Origin of the sequence: Pantoea sp. Ap-870 (assembly GCF_011752515.1) — a bacterium.
Taxonomy (GTDB): Bacteria; Pseudomonadota; Gammaproteobacteria; order Enterobacterales; family Enterobacteriaceae; genus Pantoea; species Pantoea dispersa.
In genome coordinates this window covers 341465-363984 of record NZ_VWXG01000003.1, presented here as the reverse complement: position 1 = coordinate 363984, position 22520 = coordinate 341465, and the positions used below count along the sequence as shown (strand labels likewise).

Annotated in this window: 20 protein-coding genes; all 20 read left to right on the top strand. The window is 57.2% G+C overall.

All coding sequences use genetic code 11. The features are described from left to right. Positions 1-14 precede the first annotated feature (14 nt). The 20 genes from tagF to F3J41_RS10700 all read left to right on the top strand — a co-directional run bounded on the left by tagF (position 15) and on the right by F3J41_RS10700 (position 22073). A complete protein-coding gene (tagF, locus tag F3J41_RS10795; protein ID WP_021506784.1) occupies positions 15-728 on the top strand; it encodes a type VI secretion system-associated protein TagF in 714 nt (237 codons plus the stop codon). Positions 729-745: 17 nt separating this feature from the next. Continuing rightward, positions 746-1756 (top strand): type VI secretion system protein TssA, encoded by a 1011-nt coding sequence (gene tssA / locus F3J41_RS10790; RefSeq protein ID WP_166711188.1) that lies wholly within the window; start codon positions 746-748, stop codon positions 1754-1756. 79 nt (positions 1757-1835) lie between these two features. Beyond that, positions 1836-2363: a type VI secretion system contractile sheath small subunit gene (gene tssB / locus F3J41_RS10785; RefSeq protein WP_021506786.1), complete on the top strand. Its 528-nt coding sequence runs from the start codon at positions 1836-1838 to the stop codon at positions 2361-2363. Positions 2364-2365: 2 nt separating this feature from the next. Next, positions 2366-3862 carry a type VI secretion system contractile sheath large subunit gene (gene tssC, locus F3J41_RS10780; protein WP_021506787.1) on the top strand — a complete coding sequence of 499 codons (1497 nt, stop codon included), beginning with the start codon at positions 2366-2368 and terminating at the stop codon, positions 3860-3862. A 314-nt stretch (positions 3863-4176) separates the two neighbouring features. After that, positions 4177-4659, top strand: a complete 483-nt coding sequence (locus tag F3J41_RS10775; RefSeq protein WP_125311693.1) for a type VI secretion system tube protein Hcp — start codon at positions 4177-4179, stop codon at positions 4657-4659. 63 nt (positions 4660-4722) lie between these two features. Continuing rightward, entirely contained in the window at positions 4723-5580 is an 858-nt protein-coding gene (locus F3J41_RS10770; protein ID WP_132464416.1) for an N-acetylmuramidase domain-containing protein, read from the top strand. An 11-nt stretch (positions 5581-5591) separates the two neighbouring features. Then, the gene (locus F3J41_RS10765) at positions 5592-6149 is read left to right on the top strand and encodes a hypothetical protein (RefSeq protein ID WP_166711084.1); all 558 of its coding nucleotides are present in this window, start codon (positions 5592-5594) and stop codon (positions 6147-6149) included. A 58-nt stretch (positions 6150-6207) separates the two neighbouring features. Next, complete coding sequence (locus tag F3J41_RS10760) at positions 6208-6582, top strand: hypothetical protein (RefSeq protein WP_132464419.1); 375 nt, start codon at positions 6208-6210, stop codon at positions 6580-6582. A gap of 1 nt (position 6583) precedes the next feature. After that, the gene (locus F3J41_RS10755; RefSeq protein WP_247656276.1) at positions 6584-7096 is read left to right on the top strand and encodes a lysozyme inhibitor LprI family protein; all 513 of its coding nucleotides are present in this window, start codon (positions 6584-6586) and stop codon (positions 7094-7096) included. 310 nt (positions 7097-7406) lie between these two features. Continuing rightward, complete coding sequence (tagH, locus tag F3J41_RS10750) at positions 7407-9227, top strand: type VI secretion system-associated FHA domain protein TagH (protein WP_166711082.1); 1821 nt, start codon at positions 7407-7409, stop codon at positions 9225-9227. Then, complete coding sequence (locus F3J41_RS10745) at positions 9224-10015, top strand: PP2C family serine/threonine-protein phosphatase (protein WP_021506792.1); 792 nt, start codon at positions 9224-9226, stop codon at positions 10013-10015. Before tagH ends, F3J41_RS10745 begins: the two co-directional genes overlap by 4 nt. A 10-nt stretch (positions 10016-10025) precedes the next feature. After that, the gene (locus F3J41_RS10740) at positions 10026-11003 is read left to right on the top strand and encodes a hypothetical protein (RefSeq protein WP_058771450.1); all 978 of its coding nucleotides are present in this window, start codon (positions 10026-10028) and stop codon (positions 11001-11003) included. Positions 11004-11019: 16 nt separating this feature from the next. After that, entirely contained in the window at positions 11020-11844 is an 825-nt protein-coding gene (locus tag F3J41_RS10735) for a type VI secretion system accessory protein TagJ (protein WP_166711080.1), read from the top strand. Beyond that, a complete protein-coding gene (gene tssE, locus F3J41_RS10730; protein WP_021506795.1) occupies positions 11834-12409 on the top strand; it encodes a type VI secretion system baseplate subunit TssE in 576 nt (191 codons plus the stop codon). The genes F3J41_RS10735 and tssE overlap by 11 nt, the downstream gene beginning before the upstream one ends. A 2-nt stretch (positions 12410-12411) precedes the next feature. Beyond that, on the top strand, positions 12412-14286 hold the full coding sequence (gene tssF, locus F3J41_RS10725) for a type VI secretion system baseplate subunit TssF (RefSeq protein WP_166711078.1): 1875 nt from the start codon (positions 12412-12414) through the stop codon (positions 14284-14286). Next, complete coding sequence (gene tssG, locus F3J41_RS10720; RefSeq protein ID WP_058771453.1) at positions 14283-15329, top strand: type VI secretion system baseplate subunit TssG; 1047 nt, start codon at positions 14283-14285, stop codon at positions 15327-15329. The genes tssF and tssG overlap by 4 nt, the downstream gene beginning before the upstream one ends. A 54-nt stretch (positions 15330-15383) precedes the next feature. Further along, positions 15384-17993: a type VI secretion system ATPase TssH gene (gene tssH, locus F3J41_RS10715; RefSeq protein WP_166711076.1), complete on the top strand. Its 2610-nt coding sequence runs from the start codon at positions 15384-15386 to the stop codon at positions 17991-17993. Positions 17994-18022: 29 nt separating this feature from the next. Further along, positions 18023-19480, top strand: a complete 1458-nt coding sequence (locus F3J41_RS10710; RefSeq protein WP_166711074.1) for a serine/threonine-protein kinase — start codon at positions 18023-18025, stop codon at positions 19478-19480. A gap of 16 nt (positions 19481-19496) precedes the next feature. Then, on the top strand, positions 19497-21692 hold the full coding sequence (locus tag F3J41_RS10705; protein WP_166711072.1) for a type VI secretion system Vgr family protein: 2196 nt from the start codon (positions 19497-19499) through the stop codon (positions 21690-21692). Positions 21693-21701: 9 nt separating this feature from the next. Further along, complete coding sequence (locus F3J41_RS10700; protein ID WP_166711070.1) at positions 21702-22073, top strand: DUF3592 domain-containing protein; 372 nt, start codon at positions 21702-21704, stop codon at positions 22071-22073. Positions 22074-22520 lie beyond the last annotated feature (447 nt).

Below are 22520 nucleotides of genomic sequence, written 5' to 3'. Positions count from 1 at the left end.
AACAGGACCTGATAATGACTCATTACGCAGCACCCGGCTGGTACGGCAAATTGCCCAGCTCGGGTGACTTTGTGAAGCGACGCTTCCCCGATGTGCTGTACCGGCAGTGGTCGAACTGGTTTCAGGTCGGACTGCATCACTGGCAAACCAGTGAAGAGAGTAAAAACGCCCCGTCGCGCGCCTTTCTCAAAGCGCCGGTGTGGAATTTTGTCGTGCCGCCGATGCTCGGCAGTCAGCTGATCCAGATGGGCTGCCTGATTGCGGCCCGCGACAGCGTCGGCCGCAACTATCCGCTGTGTGCGCTGCGCCATTTTACCCCTGCCGAGTGGTCACCGGCGCTGCTGGCCCGCTCGGGCGAGTGGTATCAGCAGGTCGGCAATATGCTGCTGCGCGTGGTGCAAAACGGCGGTACGCCAGAGCAGCTCGACCAGGCGCTGCTGAGTATTCCGCAGCCCCAGCAGCCGCAAACTGACGGCGAACAATCGGACATTTTACAGGTGATTGGCGACGGCGAGCCGTCAACGCTCAACTGGAAACTGCCGGGTGACAGCTTCGACCCGCAGTTTTACACCAGCTTCTGGTGGACAAACCAGAGCGACGGTTTCCCGCTTTACACCCAGGTGCACAGCGGCAACTTCACCGCACAGCTGTTCTCACTGCTGTTCGACCCGGCCGGCGGGGCAAAACCCGGACGAAACGGACTTTATCCTCCGATGTTTGAATCCTGAGGCCAACCGCTATGACGATGAATATTGACGCGCTGCTGGCGCCGGTCAGCAGTGATAACCCCTGCGGCGACAACCTGGAGTATCACGCGGATTACCAGGCGATGGAGCAGGCCAGTACCGGTAAAGCCGAACAGCAGTTTGGCGAGACCATTATCCCGGCTGAATCAGCGGACTGGAATAAAGTCGAAAAGCTGGCGATTGACTTGCTCAGCCGCAGCAAAGACCTGCGAGTGATGTTAGCGCTTACTCATGCCTGGACCGAGCTGAAAGGGCTGCCGGGCTATGCGCAGGGGCTGAAGCTGATTGAGCAGGCGCTGCTGCTGTACTGGGAGCCGCTGTGGCCGCGACTGGAAGAGTACGGCGAACAGGATCCGTTTTACCGCATCAACGCGGTGGCGCTGCTGGGCGATAAATCAGCGCTGAGCAGCGCGGTACGCCAGAGCTGGCTGCTGCGCTACGCCTCGGATGGCATCACGCTGCGCGATGCCGCAGCGCTGTGCGACGGCAGCAAGACCGAAGTTGCGGACTATCCTGGCGGTCTGCCGCGCCTGACCGATGAGCTGGCGCGCGGCGAGCAGCCCGGTATTGAAGCGGTGCTACAGATAAGTGAGCGTTTGCAAACTATTACCGAAACTCTGACCGAACAGCTGGGGGAAGCGGCGGTGCCGGAGCTGTCGCAGCTGCGCAGGCAGATCGCCATGATCGCCGAACGCTGTCAGGCCACTGACCTCAGCACGCTGCAGCCGTCCGCGGTAACAGAGCCGCCGCCGGAACCGAGCGCCGCCGCGCCCGCCGCAGCGGTTCGCACGGCTGACTGGCGCAGCGTGCAGCTCAGCTCGCGCGCCGATGCGCAGCTGATGCTGGAGAAGGTGAAGCACTACTTTGCTCAGCACGAACCCAGCCATCCGGCACCGCTGATGATCGACCGCGTACAGCGGCTGATTGAGCTCGATTTTATGGACATCATCCGCGATCTGGCGCCAGACGGCGTGCATCAGCTGGAAAATATCTTTGGACGCCGCGACTAAGCGAGCGTAACAACTCAACGCAGCGAGACCTGCGCGCCTCCTGCGAAACTTTACCCGCGCACCCTTAATGGAGAAAACCATGGCACCAACGAAATCCAGTGGGCAGAAGTTCATTGCCCGCAATCGCGCGCCTCGCGTTCAGATTGAATATGACGTGGAAATTTATGGCGCGGAACGCAAAATTCAGCTGCCGTTTGTGATGGGCGTCATGGCGGACCTGGTCGGTAAACCACTCGAGCCGCAGGCGAGCCTTGATGAGCGTAAATTCCTGGAAATTGATATCGATAACTTCGATGAGCGCATGAAAGCGCTGAAGCCGCGTGCGGCGTTTCAGGTGGATAACACGCTCAACGGCGAAGGCAAACTTAACGTCGAACTGACCTTTGAGAGCATGGACGATTTCTCACCGGATGCGATTGCCCGCAAAGTCGAACCGCTGAGCAACCTGCTGGAAGCGCGTACCCAGCTTTCGAATCTGCTGACCTACATGGACGGCAAAAACGGTGCGGAAGAGCTGATCGGTAAGATTCTGCAGGATCCAACGCTGTTGAAAGCGCTGACCCATCTGCCGAAGCAGGATGAAAGCGCTGAAGGTAAGGAGGAGTAATCATGACCCAGTCTTCGCATCAGCAGCAACAGGGCGCTTCGCACTACAGCGAGAATGAACTCAGCGCCCTGCTGAACAAAGAATTTCGTCCAACCAGCGATCAGGCGCGTGCAGCCGTCGAAAGTGCCGTGAAGACGCTGGCGCAGCAGGCGCTGGAAAACACCGTCACCATTTCGAATGATACCTATCGCACCATTCAGGCGCTGATCGCTGAGATTGACGACAAGCTGTCACAGCAGATCAACCAGATTATTCATCATGAAGAGTTTCAGCAGCTGGAGAGCGCGTGGCGCGGTCTGAGTTACCTGGTGAACAACACCGAAACCGACGAGATGCTGAAAATCCGTTTCATGAGCATCTCCAAGCAGGAGCTGGGACGCAGCCTGAAGCGATTTAAAGGCGCTGGCTGGGATCAGAGTCCGCTGTTTAAGAAGATTTATGAGCAGGAGTACGGTCAGTTCGGTGGCGAACCGTTTGGCTGCCTGGTAGGCGATTACTATTTCGATCACAGCCCGCAGGACGTGGAGCTGCTGGGCGAAATGGCGCGTATCAGCGCGGCGGCACACTGCCCGTTCATCACCGGTACCGCGCCGACCGTCATGCAGATGGAATCATGGCAGGAGCTGGCGAACCCGCGCGATCTGACCAAAATCTTCCAGAACACCGAATATGCCGCCTGGCGCAGCCTGCGTGAATCGGAAGATGCCCGTTATCTCGGCCTGGTCATGCCGCGCTTCCTGGCGCGCCTGCCGTATGGCATTCGCACCAATCCGGTGGATAGCTTTGATTTTGAAGAGCAGACCGATGGCTCAAATCACAACGGCTACACCTGGAGCAACGCCGCCTACGCCATGGCAGCCAACATCAACCGCTCGTTCAAAGAGTACGGCTGGTGCACCGCGATCCGCGGCGTCGAGTCTGGCGGTGCGGTTGAAAACCTGCCGTGCCACACCTTCCCAAGTGATGACGGCGGCGTAGACATGAAGTGCCCGACGGAGATTGCCATCAGCGATCGTCGTGAAGCCGAGCTGGCGAAAAACGGCTTTATGCCGCTGGTGCACCGCAAAAACTCCGACTTTGCTGCCTTTATTGGTGCGCAGTCGCTGCAAAAGCCTGCGGAATACCATGATGCCGATGCAACCGCCAACGCACGTCTGGCTGCACGCCTGCCGTATCTGTTTGCCTGCTGCCGCTTCGCGCACTATCTCAAGTGCATCGTGCGCGACAAGATCGGTTCATTCCGCGAGCGTGATGAAATGGAGCGCTGGCTGAACGATTGGGTGATGAGCTATGTCGACGGTGACCCGGCGAACTCGTCACAGGAAACCAAATCGCGTAAGCCGCTGGCTGCCGCCGAGGTGAGCGTGGAAGAGCAGGAAGATAACCCGGGCTACTACGCCGCGAAATTCTTCCTGCGTCCGCACTACCAGCTGGAAGGCCTGACGGTGTCACTGCGTCTGGTATCTAAACTGCCTTCACTCAAATCGAATGAGAATTGATTAACTGTATCAGGCCGTCATGTATGGCGGCCAGAATGCTCACAGAGCTTTGCAGTTAATGTGCAGACGCAAAACGCTTATTTGCGAGCCGGCTCCACGTTTCGATATTAATATCGAGGAACTAAAAGATTCACTATTTTTTATTGCTCCATCCAGTGGGACAATAAAAACACTCTCTGAATAAACCATGTAGCGATATTCAGAAAACGAGGCAGAGGTAAAATATGGACTGTTTTATTCAGCCCCATGCTTTCCTGTTTGCCATAACGATGCTTTATCAAAGCAGAACGTAAATCAAGCAAGAGAAGATAATTATGGCTATTGATATGTTTTTAAAAGTTGATGGTGTGACCGGCGAGTCTAAAGACTCTAACCACACCGGCTGGACTGATATTACCTCTTTCAACTGGGGTGCTAACCAGCCGGGTAATATGTCTGTTGGCGGCGGCGGTGGTGCAGGTAAAGTGAATTTTAACGATCTGCACATTACAGCATTAATCGACAAATCTACCACTGCTATTTTAAAAACGTGTGCAAGCGGAAAACACTTAAACAAAGTAGAAGTGTCTGTTTGCAAAGCTGGTGGTCAGCAGGTTGAATATACACGTATTACACTTGAAGATGTTCTGGTGACATCTGTTCAGTACACCGGTTCTGATAATGGTGATACTGTAGGCGTAACTTATGCATTCCAGGCTGCTAAAGTTAAACAGCAGTATTGGGAGCAGAGTACCTCTGGTGGTAAAGGCGCAGAAAGCAGTGCTGGTTGGGATATCAAGAGCAATAAAGAAGCTTGATAAGTACGCCCCTGCGGGGGCGTATTTCCATGTGATTCAAAGCTGAATTAAGAGGGATTTTACATGAGTACGATAAGAATAAGTCAGGGTGTTGGTATCAGGCAACCTAACAAATATCGTGATGTTAAAACCGTTCAGTCACTACTAAATGCTAACAGTGTTATAACAACGCCAGGTAATGAGCTTAAAGTAGATGGTTATATCGGCGAAAAGACGATTGCGAAGATAAAAGATTTTCAGGAAAAAGTTGTCAAGCTTAATAATCCCGATGGCATTATTTCACCTCATGGGCCGACTATGCGGAGATTACATGGAAATATTACACCTGCAAAAAATATTAAAATTAATTTAGATACTACTGCTTCTCAGGTTACTGATGAAATGTATATCAGTATGGCAAAAGCATTAAATTGTGAGCCAGCAGCCATTAAGGCTGTCGTGATGTCGGAAACAAAGCAGAGTCCTTTCGATGCTTCGGGACGTCCCACTATTTTATATGAGAGACACTATTTTAGTCGTTTGACTAATAAAAAGTATGATAAAAGTCATCCGGATATTTCAGGGGAGCCTTATGAAGTCTATGGAAAGTTTAGTGAACAATATGACAAGCTCAACAAAGCTATCGCGCTTGATCGCACCGCGGCATTACAGTCAGCGTCCTGGGGAGCTTTTCAGATTATGGGAAGTAATTATGCGACTTCGGGTTATGCCAATGTTGAAGCTTTTGTCCAGGGAATGAACACCATTTCTGGTCAGGTATATGCTTTCGTAAATCACGTTTCACATACTCCTGTATTACTTAATGCTATCCGCACCAAAAACTGGGCCAGTTTCGCAAGGCATTATAATGGGAAAAACTATAAACAGAACGATTATGATGTTAAATTATCCAGGAATTATGACTACGCATTGCATCATTGATTGAGGTATGTATGAAAAAACGTTTCTTCATGTCATTTATAGTATTGCTTATGACTAGCCACATTGCTGCTGCTTCGACGGTGTTATCGTCTTCTAAAGAATCTTCTTATAAAGAGAATATTTTGAATGAAGCGGAACAGCACGGTTTGAGTCGAGTTCAGTTAGATGAAAGTCAGACCTTCCGCTTAACCAGAGATGGTACAGTTTTAGGAACGCTTATCCAGGGGAAAGGGTGGATAAGAGAAGTGCAACCTGTATGCTTTATAGGCTGGAGCAAAGATGGTAAAAAAATCGATGCATTCATTCCAACCGTCGGTCAGGGCGACTGGGAAACGGTAGGTTGTCATAAAGTTGATTCAGTGGGATTAATATCGAAAAAAGATGATGCTAATGTGAAGGTTGCAGTAGTTTACACCACTGAGGCTCCTGGACGTTATAGCAATGCTTATTTTATCGTAGGTGTTGAACCTTCAGATGATAATCTTATTTATGATGAAAAAACGACCGTGAAGTTTCAGAATTCATACCTAAAGAACATTGCAGCATTACGTAAGGCTTATCAGCAATAATTCAATGCGGCTCTTTCGAGCCGCGAAAATTCAAACCGGATTCTCCTGATGTCAAATCATGAAAAATAAATATGCTCTATATATATGTTGTGTTCTTTTAAATATTCCCTGCTTCGCGCTAGCTAAATCAACTTTTCATTTTCAGGGTAAGGCTTTCAATGCCAAAATTGAATATAATTGCAAAGAGGGTAACCTGACCTGTAATGATATTTTACTCAAATCTTCAAGTCTGAAAAATAATTCTTCTATTACCCTTAAAGGCGAAACGATTAACACTCACTGCCCTGATATTTGCGACTTTCAGGGCTATCAGTTTAAAAACGGGGAATATGAATATTCATTTTATCCCAGTGTTAAGGAGGTTAATCTCTGGGATTATATTGTGACTTACAAAGATAAGGTCATTGCTCAGGATGTAGGTACAATGAAATAGCATGCGCATAAAACCGAATGAGGCAGCGACGTTATTAATAAATAAGGCTTTTAATTCCAATGATCATGATGGTTACTCGAGGTTAAAATTGAAGTCGTTAATTAAATTGGATAGACTTACGTTGAAAAGAACCTCGATTCTGATCTGTTTGTATTTATACGTAAGTCAATCAGCTTTCGCTGCAGCCCTCTGCTCCAGCGAACCCTCAGATAGCGCCGTTTATCAGTGCACGCTTCATGAGAAGCAGTTAGCTGAAGACGCGTTGAATCAGGAATACACGGCGGCAAAAAAACGGATTGCATCATCATACCGCGCGGATAAAAAACTGGCGGATGATTACCTTAGCACATTAACAAATACCCAACGTGGCTGGCTAAAGTACCGTGATGGACAGTGTAAGCTGGAAGCTTTTGATGCAGAGGAAGGGAGTATCGCTCACGAAGTAGCGACTAATATCTGCATTGTGCGCATCAATAAAGAACGCCTGGAATCATTGAGGCAGATTCCTTATTAAAGAAGAACACTCTTCTCTGCTTCTTATCCGCTAATTGGCTTAGTGAACAACTCTATTAATTACAGTGCCACGCACATATTGTAGCGGCGCGATTCATCGCGCAATAAATGGTGCCGTTACAAAATTGCAATCATTTCAAAGCTCACTCAAAGACTAAATGGCAAATATGACACAGCGCATCGCGTTTTAAAGCACAGCCTCAATCACCTTATATCGCACACAGCATTGTATCACCCGCTTCCTATATTCCGCGCCTTTCCCGGAGAGCCGCGCAATATAGATGCCGAACCGCTAACCGCAGGAACCCGTTATGCGCTTTACGATAATAACGACTAAACCCGGCCACCAGCCGCCGCAAACCCGCTGTGACTTTATGCCGCCCGGCGGCACCATTGGCCGCGGAGTAGACAACAATCTGGTGCTGCCGGATGACGATCGCACCATTTCTCGCCTGCAGGCGATTGTGCACATCACCGCCGCTGGCGAATGCCGCCTCACCAACCGGGGCAACGTGACGCGCGTGCTGCTCAATGACATCCCGCTGGAGCGCGGGCGTCAGGTGGAATTACAGGATGGCGACGTGCTGGGCATCGATGATTACCAGCTGCTGGTCAACGATCTCAACGGCGTGCAGCAGACGCAGGCCGCCACGCAGGCACCGCAGCCGGTGGTGCAGGCACCGGTAATGGCTGATGCGCCACCGGCGGAAAAAGATGCCAGCACTGCCGCGATCCCCAGCGAGATCTGGGACAGCCTCGCCAAAGAGTTCTCGATCTCTGACGATCTGTCGAAGCGCAAAGCAGCGGCCGAGGTGCTGCCGGAGGCCAATCCGCTCACCGCGCCGGCCAGCCTCGATCGCAATCCGGAGGATCCGCTGGCTCAGCTGGTGAACGATGCGCCGCTGGATATTGGCCAGCAGCCGAAAAACACCAGCCTGTTCGATGAAGGCGATGCGCTATTCGCGCAGGAAAGTATCTTCGACGATCGCACCCCCAGCACGCTGTCGGCGCAGCAGAATGCCGCCGCGCAGCCGCAGGTCGAGAGTGCCACCGAGCTCGATCCGCTCAGCCTGTTTGGCAGCCAGAGCAGCAGCGACGTGCGCAACCACGACGATCCGCTCGGCCTGATGATGGGCAATGCGGTTCCGCTGGCGCAGCCGGAGATCGCGCCGGCACAGACGGTTCAACCGCAGCCCGTCGCCCAGCCGGAAACGCCCAGTGAACCCTCGCCGGAGACGGCACCGGTCGAGCTGGCGGATCTCAGCAGTTCGCCACTGTTTGATGACACCGAAACCCAGGCCACGTCGCCGCTGATCGAACCGCAGGCGGAGCAGCCGGAGACGGTCGCGCCGCAGATGGATTACGGCGGCATTACTCTGCCCACACCGCAGGCGGTGCAACGTGTTCCGTCGCCGACGCCGAAAGGGCGGCTGCGTATCGATCCGGTGGCTTCCAGCCATCAGAACGCAGCACCCGCCAGCCAGGCGACAGCCAGCCACAACAGCGGCGACGCGCTGAAAGGCGAACTGCTGGATGCACTGCTGGAAGGCATGGGATTGCGCGATCTGCAGCCCACGCCGCAGTTCGACCGCGAGCAGATGCTGCAGTTTGGCCAGATGCTGAGCATGTTCTCGCAGGGCACCGTTGCGCTGCTGTCGTCACGCTCGATTCTTAAGCGTGGCGTCAAAGCGGATATGACGGTGATCCTCGATGACGCCAACAACCCGTTCAAACTGCTGCCGTCCGGCAAAACCGTGTTGATGCAGATGTTTGGCAGCCGTATGCCGGGCTTCATGCCGCCGCGTCAGGCGGTGCGTGATGCGCTGATCGATCTGCAGGCGCATCAGCTCGGCATGATCGCCGGGATCCGCGCCATTATCGCTTCGATGCTGCAATCCTTTAATCCGGATCAGCTGGAAGAGGAAGCCCGCCAGGCGGGATCGCTGTCGCGCCTCGGCCTGCCGGGCAGCCGCAAAGCCGCGCTGTGGGAGCATTTTGTTGAGCGCTACGGCGAGACGGCGGGCGAGATTGAGGACGATTTCCATACCCTGTTCGGCGAAGCTTTCCTGCATGCCTACGACCTGGAAGTTAATCAGTACAAAGATTCACAAACCCACACGGATGACGCATGAATATCACCATTGCTTCCACGTCGAATCAGGGCGACCGCGCCAGCAATCAGGATCAAACCGGTGAGGTAATCGGTGAACGCTCAGCCTGCTTCGTGGTGTGTGACGGCGTAGCAGGATTTCCCGGCGGCGACGTGGCCGCCCGCATCGCGCGCAGCAGCCTGATGGAGGCGTTCGACGGTAACGCGCACCTGGATGCGCAGTCGATTCGCAACTACGTCAACCACGCGAATCACGCGATTCGCCAGCAGCAGAAAGCCAGCAGCGAGCACAGCCGCATGGGCACCACGCTGGTCAGCCTGTTTGTCGACCGCGACTACGAGCTGGCCTACTGGGCGCACGCGGGCGATAGCCGGCTGTATCTGTTTCGCCGCGGCTACCTCTATCACGTGACTACCGACCACAGCCTGGTGCAGCAGATGAAAGATGCCGGCCACCAGACCGAAGGTATCAACAGTAACCTGCTCTATTTTGCCCTCGGCATGGGCGATGAGCAGCGCGACGCCAGCTACAGCGATGTGGTGGAAATAGAAGACGGCGACGCCTTTTTACTGTGCACCGATGGCTTCTGGCACGGCGTGACGCTGGAGCAGATGCAGCAGTCGCTGCACATGGTCAATACACCGGAAGAGTGGCTGACGCTGATGCAGCAAATCATTCGCAACGGTCAGCCGGATAACGGTCAGCAGGATAACTTCAGCGCGCTGGCCGTCTGGATTGGCTCACCGCAGGACACCACCTTACTGCACTCGCTGTCCGAAGCGGCGCAGTTTTTCCCTCTTCGAGATTGAGAACGCCAACATGAAACATGGATTACTGGGTCTGGCTGCGCTGCTGCTCAGCACGCACGCATTTGCTGAGAACTATCGCATCGTGCAGTCCCCGGCACAGAAACTGGATGTCTGGATTGATGACGTGAAAGATAACCAGCTGGCGAGCTGGTGTAAGCGCAATGTTGATCTGCGCATCGTCACCCACGGCGCGAAAAACGTCGCGGCGCTGGAGGATTTTCTGCCGCGCGTCGCCGGGCTGATGGCATCGCAGTGTAAAGCGCTGCAGCAGCTCAACTGGGCGCTCAATGATGATGACGGCAACCCGATCGCCAGCGGCAGCGCTGCCAAAGCGCAGCAGTGGCAAACGGTGGTAACGCCGCCGCCCGCGCCCGTGCAGCAGCCAGAAACCGCTGCGGTTGCCCCTGCCGCGCCGGTGCTCAACTCGCCGCAGGCCGATACCACGCCGTGGCTGCAGTTCAGCCTGCTCGACGGCTGTCACTTCCGCACCTGGTGGCAGCATCCGGCGCAGACCAGCGCGCTGTTCGTGCCGTCCAAACAGGGGCTGAGCTGCGGTCAGGATGGCTGGCTGAGCGGCCGCAGCAGCCTGACGCAGATGGGCAACGGTGCGGCGAAAAGCGTAGTGGTGACGTTCCTGCAGGGCTTCCCGATTGCCGGCCTGAATAACAAACAGCAGAGCGCCGAGCTCAGCATCACCACCGTCAACAGCGAACGCATGGTGCTGAGCAACGAGAAGTCGCCAGACAGCTGGCTGGTGCTGCCGTTCAGCAGCCAGTTCAACGGCTGGCAGGCACCGGATCAGGTGGTGGTGCAGATGCCCGCCAGCGATGCCGCCGATGAGAGCGCACTACGCGCACGACTGCAGGAAGTGCGCAAAGTGTGGTCGCCGTGGCTGAGCGCCAGCGCACCGCTGAAAGTCCAGCTGGTAGAGCAGCTGCATCCGGAGCTGAAAGATCCCGCCGCCGCGGTTTACCGCACCATCAACTAACGCAAAAGGAGCTTGCATGGAGTCGTTACAATCGCGCCTGGCCAGTGCCTCACTGGCCGATAACCTCGCCGATATCACCCGCCAGATTCAGGCCAGCCCGGCCAATGCCGACCTGCGCGCGGCGTTTGTGCAGCTGTTGTGCCTGGCGGGTAACTGGACGCGCGCGCAAACCCAGCTGCAATCATGGCTGGCGCTGACGCCCCAGGCCCAGCCGACCGTTACCTTACTGCAGCAGGCCATTGCCGGTGAGCAGCAGCGTGAAGCGGTACTGCGCGGCGAGGCGCAGCCGCAACTGCCGGGCAGCGCGTGGGCGTGGTGTGAAACCCTGCTGGCTGCGCTGAGCGCCGACATCCGCGGTGACTTCGCGCAGGGGGCTGAGCAACGTGCCGCCGCGCTGGCGCAGGCCGAAGCCAATCCGGGTCAGCTGCAGCAGCAGGAACAGACGGCAGACTTCGCGTGGCTGATGGACGGCGACAGCCGCTTCGGGCCGGTGTGCGAAGCCATCGCCAACGGCCGCTACTACTGGATTCCGTTCGCCGCGATCCGCGAGATGGAATTTCAGGCGCCTGCCAGCGTGACCGATTTGGTCTGGCGCCATACGCGCGTGCAGCTGGTGGATGGCAGCGAGCAGATTTGCCAGATCCCGGTGCGCTATCCGCTGCTGCCGGGGGCGGATGAGCGTTATCTGCGCGCCAGCGTCACGGAATGGCAGCCGCTGGGCCACGATGACAGTCAGTTTACCGGCCATGGGCAGAAGCTGTGGCTGAGCGACAGCGGCGAGTATCCGCTGCTGACGCTGCAGCAGCTGACGTTCCAGCCAGGCGGCAGCGATGAGCCGTGATAACAGCTCGCACAACGACGGCTATGCCCAGCTGCATGGCGGTTTCCGCGCGCGTAAAAATCGCGACGCGCTAACCGCGCGCGACAAGCTGCAATCCTCGTTACTCGATCGTCTGACTGACAACGCGCCGGACAAGCAGAGCGAAGCCAGCAACACCACGCTGATTTCCCACAGCACGCTGCGCCGCCACGTGCTGCGCGATCTGCAGTGGCTGTTTAACACCATCAACAACGAAGCCCAGCAGGATCTCAGCGCCTTTGGTGAAGTGCAGCGCTCGGTGTGGAATTTTGGCGTGGCGCCGCTGGCCGGACAGAACATCTCCGACATCGAATGGCAGGATATGCAGCGCAAAATGACCGATGCCATTCTGCACTTTGAGCCGCGCATTCTGCCGCAGGGGCTGCAGGTACGCTGCGTCAGCGATCTGAAGTCGCTCAGCCTGCACAACGTGTTATCGATTGAGATCAAAGGCCGCCTGTGGTGCGTGCCTTATCCGCTGGAGTTTCTGTTCCGCACCCAGGTTGATCTGGAAAGCGGTCATTTTGAACTACTGGATGCAGGTTAATCATGGACAGCAAACTGCTCGACTACTACAACCGCGAACTGGCCTATCTGCGTGAGCTGGGCGCGGAGTTCGCTGCGCGCTATCCGAAAGTCGCCGGGCGGCTGGGGATGCGCGGCATCGAAGTTGCCGATCCTTACGTTGAGCGGCTGATGGAGGGCTTTGCCTTCCTGACTTCGCGCGTGCAGCTCAAAATGGACGCCGAGTTCCCGCGCTTCTCGCAGCGGCTGCTGGAGATGATTGCACCGTCTTATCTGTCACCTACGCCGTCAATGGCGATTGCACAGCTCACGCCGGACAGCCGCAAAGGCGACATCAGTAATGGCTTCCACGTGCCGCGCGGCACCATGATGGAGAGCCAGCACCTGAAAAAAAGCGGCGTCACCTGCAGCTACACCACGGCGCACGATGTCACGCTGCATCCGCTGCGCATCAGCGACGTTTCACTCGGCGGCGTGCCGGGCGATCTGCCGCTGGGCGAACTGAAGCTCAGCGGTCGCGGTGCCGCCAGCGCGCTGCGCGTGCGTATCGCCTGCGAAGGCATCTCGTCGCTCAGCCAGCTGAATGTCGCCGATTTAATGCTGTATCTCAGCGGCCCGGACATTCAGGCACAGAAACTGCTGGAGCTGCTGATGCAGCACCGCGTCAGCATCGTGCTGCAATCAGTCGAACACAAGCCGCTGCGTCAGGTGCTGCCGGATGAGGCGCTACAGCAGGAGGGCTTTGCGCCAGAGCAGGCGCTGCTGCCGGACGATCTGCGTAACTTCGACGGCTACCGGCTGCTGCAGGAGTATTTTGCCTTTCCGGCGCGCTTCCAGTTCATCAGCCTGAGCCAGCTGGCACCGTTTCTGCGCCGCTGCGATAACGCGCAGGAATTCGACATTATCATCCTGCTGGATAAGGCTGACAGCGCGCTGGAAAGCGTGGTGGACAGCAGCCATCTGGCACTGCACTGCACGCCGGTGATCAACCTGTTTCCCAAAACGGCCGAGCGCCTGAAGGTCAGCGACAGCCAGCACGAATATCATCTGGTGGTGGATAACATCCGGCCGCTGGACTACGAAGTGCACTCGGTGCAGCGGCTGTTCGCCACCGTTGAGGGCAAGCGCGAAGAGCAGTTATTCCGCCCGTTCTGGAGCACCTTCAGCGGCGACGACGGCGATTACGGTGCCTATTTCTCGCTGCGCCGTGAGCAGCGCACGCTGTCTGAGCAGGCGCAGCGTTACGGCACGCGCACCGGCTATATCGGCTCGGAAGTGTTTTTGTCGCTGGTGGATGAGCATCACACGCCGTGGCGCGACGACATGCGCTACCTGTCGGCAGACGTGCTCTGCACCAGCCGCGATCTGCCGCTGATGCTGTTGCAGCAGGAGCAGGGCAATTTCGTCATGCCGGATTCGATCCCGGTCGGTCAGCTGAAGTTGTGTAAAGGCCCGACGCCGCCGCGTCCGGCGCTAGCCGAAGGGCTCTCCGCGTGGCGTCTGATCAGTCACCTGCAGATGAACTACCTGAGCCTGATGGACAGCAGCGACGGCCAGGGCGCCGCCGCGCTGCGCCAGCTGCTGAGCCTGTACGCTAATCTCGCCGAAGCGGCGGTGGCGCGCCAGATTGACGGTATTCGCCACTGCCAGCTTAGCGCGGTCAATCGCCGGGTGCCGGAACCGGGCCCGGTGGTGTTTGCGCGCGGCGTCAGCATCACGCTGGAGGTCGACGAACAGGCATTCTCCGGTGCCAGCCCGTGGCTGCTCGGCAGCGTGCTGGAACGCGTGTGCAGCCGGCTGGTGGCGCTGAATAGTTTTACCGAATTCACCCTCAACAGCCAGCAGCGCGGCGAGGTGGGCTACTGGCCGCCGCGCATGGGCAGGAAGGCGCTGCTATGAGCGAGGCGCAGATCATTCCGCTGCAGCGCGCCCAGCGGCTGCCGGACGATTTCTGGCAGGCAGTGATGGCGGCACCGTGGCGCTACGATCTGTTTCAGCTGCTGCGCCGGCTGGATGCGCAGGGCGGCCAGCGCTATCCGCTGGGACGTGCGCCGCTGCCGAAGTTCGAAGCGCTGCGCATTGGTCAGCAACCGTCGCTGGCGTTTGCCCCGGCAACGCTGGCCAGCGTGCAGCCGCGCGCAGAGGACGCGCGCCATGACGTGGCGATTTACAGCTTTGGGCTGTTTGGCCCCAACGGTCCGCTGCCGACCCACCTGACGGAATATGTGCACGAGCGCATCGTGCACCATCAGGATCACAGCCTGGCGGCGTTTGCCGACATCTTTCACCATCGCGCCACGCTGCTGTTTTATCGCGCCTGGGCCGATGCGCAGCCGGCCGTCTCGCTGGATCGCGCCGATAACCGCCGCTTTGTCGATTACCTTGCCTGTCTGGCTGGCATCGGTTTACCGGCGCAGCAGCAGGCCAGTTCGCTCAGCCTGCATGCGCGGCTGATGCTGGTCGGCCATCTTAGCCGCCACGGTCACGACGCTGAAGGGCTGGTGCGCATTCTGCGTCACTACTTTGGTGTACCGGTGCAGCTGGCACAGAACGTGCCGCAGTGGCTGACGCTGGACGCGCGCGATCAGGCGCGGCTGGGGGCCGGACGCCAGATGCCGCGGCTGGGCGAATCGGCGTTCCTTGGCGTGGCGGTGCGCGATGTGCAGCACCGTTTTCGCCTGCGGCTCGGTCCGCTGAGCGCGCAGCAGTATGCCCACTTTCTGCCAGATGCGCCGGGCGCACGCGAAGTGCGCGACTGGGTGCGTCACTATCTCGGCATCGAGATGCAGTGGGACCTCAGCCTGATCCTGGCGGCGGAAGAGGTGCAAAGCGTCACGCTGGGAGGCAATGCCCGGCTGGGCTACACCAGCTGGCTGGGACACGCGCCACAGCCGCAGGATCGCGAAGATTTCATGTTTGAGGTTGAGGCAGCCGCAAGCTAGCCCAATCGCTTTTCCCTGTTACACAGCCTGCTTCTTTCATTAAAGAGACCCGATATGTCAGAAATCAGCCGTGCCGTGTTATTCGGCAAACTGGATACGCTGTTATTTACCTCGCTGGAAAGCGCCACCGCCTTTTGTAAACTGCGCGGCAATCCTTATGTTGAGCTGGTGCACTGGCTGCACCAGCTGATGCAGCAGCAGGATGGCGACTTACAGCGGGTGATCAGCCATTTTTCACTGGATGAAAACGCGCTGACGCGGGATATCGTCGCGGCGCTCGACCGCCTGCCGCGAGGTGCGAGCGCGGTTTCCGATCTCGCCGAACACATCGACAGCGCCGTCGAGCGCGCCTGGGTCTACGCCTCGCTGAAGTACGGTGCGACGCGCATTCGCGGCGGCCATCTGCTGATTGGCATGCTCAAAACCTTCAACCTCGCCAGCGTGCTGAAAGGCATCTCCGGCCAGTTTGGCCGTATCAATGCTGATGCGCTGCTGGAGCAGTTCGACACGCTGCTCGCCAGCAGTAAAGAGGCACAGCAGGCGCTGGTGGCACAGCCGGGCACCGAGAGTGCCGCACCGGCAGCCAGCACCAGCACGCTGGCGCAGTACGCGCAGGATCTCACCGCACGCGCACGCGAAGGACGCATCGATCCGGTCACCGGCCGTGATGAAGAGATCCGCCAGATGGTGGATATTCTGATGCGTCGCCGGCAGAACAACCCGCTGCTGACCGGCGAAGCGGGCGTTGGCAAAACCGCGGTGGTTGAAGGCCTGGCGCTGCGTATTGCCGCTGGCGACGTACCGGCCCCGCTGCGGGATGTGCAGCTGTGGCTGCTGGATATCGGCATGCTGCAGGCCGGTGCCGGCATGAAAGGCGAATTTGAAGCGCGCCTGCAGGCGCTGATTAATGAAGTGCAGTCCAGCCCGACGCCGATTGTGCTGTTCGTCGACGAGATCCACACGCTGGTCGGTGCCGGCGGCCAGCAGGGCACCGGCGATGCCGCCAACCTGCTGAAACCGGCACTGGCACGCGGCCAGCTGCGCACCATCGGTGCCACCACCTGGGCCGAATACAAGAAGTACATTGAGAAAGATCCGGCGCTGACGCGTCGTTTCCAGACCGTGCAGGTGCAGGAGCCGGATGAAGCCAAAGCGATTCTGATGCTGCGCAGCACCGTCAGCGCGCTGGAGAAGCACCATCAGGTACTGCTGCTGGATGAGGCAGTCAGCGCGGCGGTGAAGCTGTCGCATCGTTACATTCCGGCGCGCCAGCTGCCGGACAAAGCGGTGGCGCTGCTGGACACCGCCTGCGCACGCGTTGCGGTGAGCCAGGGCGCACAGCCTGCGGCACTGGAAGATTGCCTGCATCGTCTGGCCGCGCTGGAGATTGAAGCGGAGATCATTGAGCGCGAAAGCAAAGTCGGGCTGGGCGATGCGGCGCGTTCGCAGGCGGTTGCCGCCCAGCGCGCGACGCTGGAAACCGAGCGCGATGCGTTGCAGCAGCGCTGGCAGCAGGAGCGTGAACTGGTCGATGAGCTGATTGCGCTGCGGGCGCGCTGCGTGACGGAGGGCGAAGCCGCGCTGCGCGATGAGCTGGACGCGACGCAACAGCAGCTGCAGCAGGTGCAGGGCGAAGCGCCGCTGCTGTTTGCCGCCGTGGATGCCAGCGTGGTGGCCGCCGTGGTCGCAGACTGGACCGGGATTCCGCTGGGGCGCATGGTGAAAAACGAAATCGACGCGGTGCTCAATCTCGCCGATACGCTCAACCAGCGCGTGATTGGCCAGCGGCACGGTCTCGATCTGATCGCCAAACGCGTGCGCACCTCACGCGCGCGCCTCGACAATCCGAACAAACCGGTCGGCGTCTTTATGCTGTGCGGTCCTTCCGGCGTCGGCAAAACCGAAACCGCGCTGGCGCTGGCCGAGTCGCTGTACGGCGGCGAGCAGAACATCATCACCATCAACATGAGCGAGTTTCAGGAAGCCCACACCGTTTCCACCCTGAAAGGCGCACCGCCGGGCTACGTGGGCTATGGCGAAGGCGGCGTGCTGACCGAGGCGGTGCGGCGTCGTCCCTACAGCGTGGTGCTGCTGGATGAGATCGAGAAGGCGCATCCGGATGTGCACGAGCTGTTCTTCCAGGTGTTCGATAAAGGCTGGATGGAGGATGGCGAAGGGCGTCATATCGACTTCCGTAACACCATCATTATTCTGACCTCAAACGTCGGTACGCAGCTGATCAGCGCGATGTGCGCCGATCCGGAGCTGATGCCGGATCCGGAAGCGCTGAGCACCGCGCTGCGTAAACCGCTGCTGGAGGTGTTCCCGCCGGCGCTGCTGGGTCGCCTGCTGGTGGTGCCGTATTACCCGCTGAGCGACGCGATGCTGGCGGAAATCGTCCGGCTGCAGCTGGGCCGCATTGTTCAGCGCCTCGCCGATAACCACGGCATCAGCGCGCAGATTGACGATTCGGTCATCAGCCAGATCGTGCAGCGCTGCACGGAAGTGGAGTCCGGTGGCCGCATGGTCGACGCCATCCTTACCAATACCCTGTTGCCGCAGATGAGCCAGATGCTGCTCAGCGCCCACGCCCGCGATGAACGCTATCGTCGCGTGCAGGTACGCTGTGAGCAGGGCGAGTTTGTTTGCCAGTTCGATGTCTAAAGCCGTTAGTGATCAGAGAGTTTTCGAAAATGTCGGAACACGATAATCCCCTCAACGTACCCAACGCTCTGCCGGTGGGTTACCGTTTCAATGAGTTTGAAATTAAAGAAGTGATCGGTGGTGGCGGCTTTGGCATTGTTTATCGTGCCTGGGATCATCAGCTGGAGCGTGATATCGCCATCAAAGAGTTTATGCCGGCTTCGCTGGCGGTGCGCAGCGATGACCTGAATCTGGTGCTGCGCAGCGAACGCTTCAGCAAAACCTTTCATGCCGGGCTGAACAGCTTTATTCAGGAGGCGCGCCTGCTGGCCCGCTTCAACCATCCTAATCTGCTGCACGTGCTGCGTTTCTGGGTGCAGAACGACACCGCTTATATGGGCACGGTGTTTTACAGCGGCACCACTTTATCGAACCTGCGCGAGCGCAATCCGCAGCTGGTGGATGAAGCCTGGATTCGTCGCCTGCTGCCGCCGCTGCTGGGTGCGATCAAAACCATCCACGACGCTGGTTACCTGCACCGTGATATCTCGCTGGATAACATCCAGATTCAGAGCAGCGGCGAGCCGGTGCTGCTGGACTTTGGCTCCGCGCGTAAAACCATTGGCAACCTCTCGGATGAGAGCGAAACCATGCTGCGTCCGGGCTATGCGCCCATCGAGCAATACAGCGATAACGACGAAAGCGAACAGGGCGCGTGGACGGATATCTACGCGCTGGGCGCGGTGCTGCATACGCTGATCACCGGGGCGCCACCGCCGGTGAGCGTGGTGCGCAGCATCGAAGATAACTACCAGCCGCTGGCCGCGCGCCGCCTGCCGGGCTACTCCCAGGCATTGCTGACGGCGGTAGACAGCGCGCTGGCGCTCAAACCGGAAGATCGGCCGCAGGATATTGATGCTTTTGCCGGGCTGATGGCGCTGCCAGAGCGCGAACCGGAACCGCTGCTGAGCGCCAAAATCAGCGGACCGGGCACCATGCTGGTGCCGGTGGAAGAGGCGAACGAAGCCGAAACGCTTTTGCCGGTGAAATCGCTGCTGCGCCATCGCTTTGCGCTGCCGGGGCTGGTGGCCGCGGGCGTGCTGGTGGGATTGTGCGTGGGGCTGCTGATGTCCGGGGGCGATGAGCCTGCGGCGCCGGCAGAGACGGTGCAAAACAGCGCGCCAGCTGCTGATCCTGCAGTTTCACCTTCAGCGTCGTCAGCGCCAGCCGCAACGGCAGCGGTAACGCCGGAAAAACCGCGCGAAGCGGAGCCGCAGCCTGCACCGCCGCCGGAGCCGGTCGCGCAGGTTTACATCAAGCTGCAGCAGGGCGAACGCGTCCAGGTGAATGGCAAACCGCAGGCGCTGGTGCCTGCCGCCAACGGTTTTGCCGCGCTGCAGCTGGCGCCAGGCAATTATACCTTTGCCATCAGCGGCCAGGGCGGCACGCGCGAGCAAACGCTGACCATCAGCGAAGAAGGCGTCTGGTTGCTCGATCCACACAGTTAATCATCAGGGATTTATTATGTTCTCACGCATCACCGCGCAGCTGCCGATGGACGGCCTGCTGTTCTGGAAACTCACCGGCGCCGAGGCGCTGTCGCAGTCGTTTGAGCTGAACGCCGAGCTGCTGGCCACGGACGCGCGCATCGACCGGCACGCGCTGCTGGGGCAGCCGGTCACGTTCACGCTGCCGACGCAGAGCCTGCCGTCGCCGCGCTACCTCAACGGGAAAATCACGCGGGTGGCGGTGCGCAGCGAGGAGCTGAGCGGGACGCGCTACGCGGTGTACCAGCTGCGGGTGGAGCCGGACCTGTGGCCGATGCGCCGGGACCGCAACCTGCGGATATTCCAGGGTCAGACGGTGCCGCAGATAGTGCAGACGCTGCTGCAGGAGAACGGGGTGAACGTGGAGACGCGGCTGGGCAGCAGCTACCGGGTGTGGGAGTACTGCGTGCAGTACCAGGAGAGCAGCTTCGACTTCATCAGCCGGCTGATGGAGCTGGAGGGGATTTACTACTGGTTCCGCCACGAGGCGGAGCGTCACGTGATGGTGCTGTGCGACGGGGCGGACCAGCACGAGGCGTTCGCGGGCTATGAGACGATACCGTACCACGTGACGGCGTCGGGGGGGAGCGTGACGGAGGAGGGCATCAGCCAGTGGTCGCTGTGCGAGAGCGTGACGCCGGGGATGTACAGCACGGACGACTACGACTTCCGCAAGCCGAACGCGTGGATGCTGCAGGCGCGGCAGAACCCGGTGTCGCCGGTGCCGGGGGCGGTGGACGTGTACGACTGGCCGGGCCATTTTGTCGACCACAGCCACGGGGAGTTTTACACGCGCATCCGTCAGGAGGTGTGGCAGGTTGCGCACCACAGCGTGAGCGGAACGGGGACGGCGACGGGCATCGCGCCGGGGTACCGGTTCGGCATCGTGAACGCGCCGCACTTCAGCGACAACGGGGAATATCTGGTGACGTCGGCGCGGTACGACTTCGAGGAGAACGAATACGCGAGCGGCGGCGGCGGTGCGCGGCACAACATCGCGTTCACGGTGCTGCCGTCGTCGGTGACGTACCGCGCGGAGCCGGCGACGGCGTGGCCGAAGACGCACGGTCCGCAGACGGCGAAGGTGGTGGGCCCGGCGGGGGAGTCAATCTGGACGGACCGCTACGGCCGGGTGAAGGTGAAGTTCCACTGGGACCGCCTGGCGAAGGGCGACGACACGAGCTCGTGCTGGGTGCGGGTATCGAGCGCGTGGGCGGGCCAGGGGTTCGGCGGGGTGCAGATCCCGCGCGTTGGTGATGAAGTTGTTGTAGACTTCATCAACGGTGATCCTGACCGCCCGATAATTACCGGGCGCGTATATAACGAAGCGAGTATGCCACCCTGGAACCTTCCCGAAGACGCCACACGCATGGGCTTTATGACGCGCAGTAAAGATGGCCATAATGACAACGCCAGCTTCCTGTTCTTTGAGGACAAGCCGGGCGGTGAGCTGCTTAATATGCATGCTGAAAAAGACATGAACATTTCGGTGGAGAATGACAAGACCGTATCAATAGACGGTTGCCGCACGACAAAGATCGGCAAAGATCAAAGCGATGAGATCACTGGCGACGCAACTTTCCACTATAAGCAGAAGCGCACAACGACGGTTGATGGTGTTGAGACCAAAACGTTTAATAACGGTGAGAACACAAAGATAACTGACGGCCGTAAGTTGGATGTTTTAAGTGGCGGCGACAAAACGACTATTATTGATGGGCGTCAAACAACTATTACAGGTAAAGATAGTTTACTTATTAAAAATGGAGGGCTCAAGCAGACCATTGAATCCGGTGGATTAGATGTGACAATAAATGCAGGTGGATGGAAGCAAAAAATTATAGGTGGTGAAACGCTTATTACGTCGCCAAATAAGATTACAATACATAGCGATACAGAAGTAAATATTGATACACCATATTGGGTGACAAATGCTCATGCCCATCAGGAAAGCTATGTTGGTAATTCTATTGGAATAACTGCTGCTGGTACAGATATTAAAGGGGTAAGTATTTCATTTACACCTTTAAGTTTCGGCGTCACGGGCATGAAAATGGAAAATAATCCTGTTACTCTTCACTACGATAATGGTTTTAAAACTCGCGTTGCGGGGGTTGAGTTTGATTCGCTTGCAGTGAGCCTTCAGGCCGCAAGAATGTTTATGTTTATATAAGAGGCTGTAATGAAAATAGTTTCAAATTTAATTGTAATTGCTGTGCTGGCTTTATTTTCCTATGCCATTATCTCTATCTTAATAAGAGACTCAAAGAATAAAAAAGATAAGGAAGAAATTATAAATAATGGTGTAAATACCAGCGCTATTATAACTGAGGCGATTAGCCGCTCAGGAGGAAATTCAGGTTTTATAAATGTGGATTTACATTTCAAGTTTTACGTTGCTAATGGCAATGAAATTATAGGCAAATCTAGTGTTGTTATTAATTCTATGGATGTCATTAAATATCAACCGGGAGAGACGGTTCAAATAAGATATTCTGAAAAAGAACCTGACAAAGTAATCATGGATATACCTAATCCGTTAACTAAAAAATAAATAGTTACGCTGCTTGATTAGGTTTTGCTGGGCGCGGAGAGCCGTTAATGCCGGGATTAAATAAATGTTTTAATCAGCTCTCCAGTATTCACATTACTGATGGTCGTGATAATGATAATTTATTGTTGTTATACGGCTTCTTTATGTGCCAGAATGCTAGCGGCATGGCGTCAGAGTTAGGGCTCAGCTTATAAGAATGCTGAAAATTGGGTGCGACGGAACAGGAAATATCCGGTTATAAATGACTCTGTGTTTTATGACAAAGAGCGCTCCTGTTAATGTCTGCATGAAGAAATATATCTCATCTCAGAATTTAATAAGAGTTTTGGAAGGTAATGGTGTAATTATATATCATCCTGTCAATACCCATTCCCGGTAAGCTTTTTAGCACCTAATGAAATGGAATGATTAGTCTTTTATTCGATATCACGTGAAAACTAATCAAGA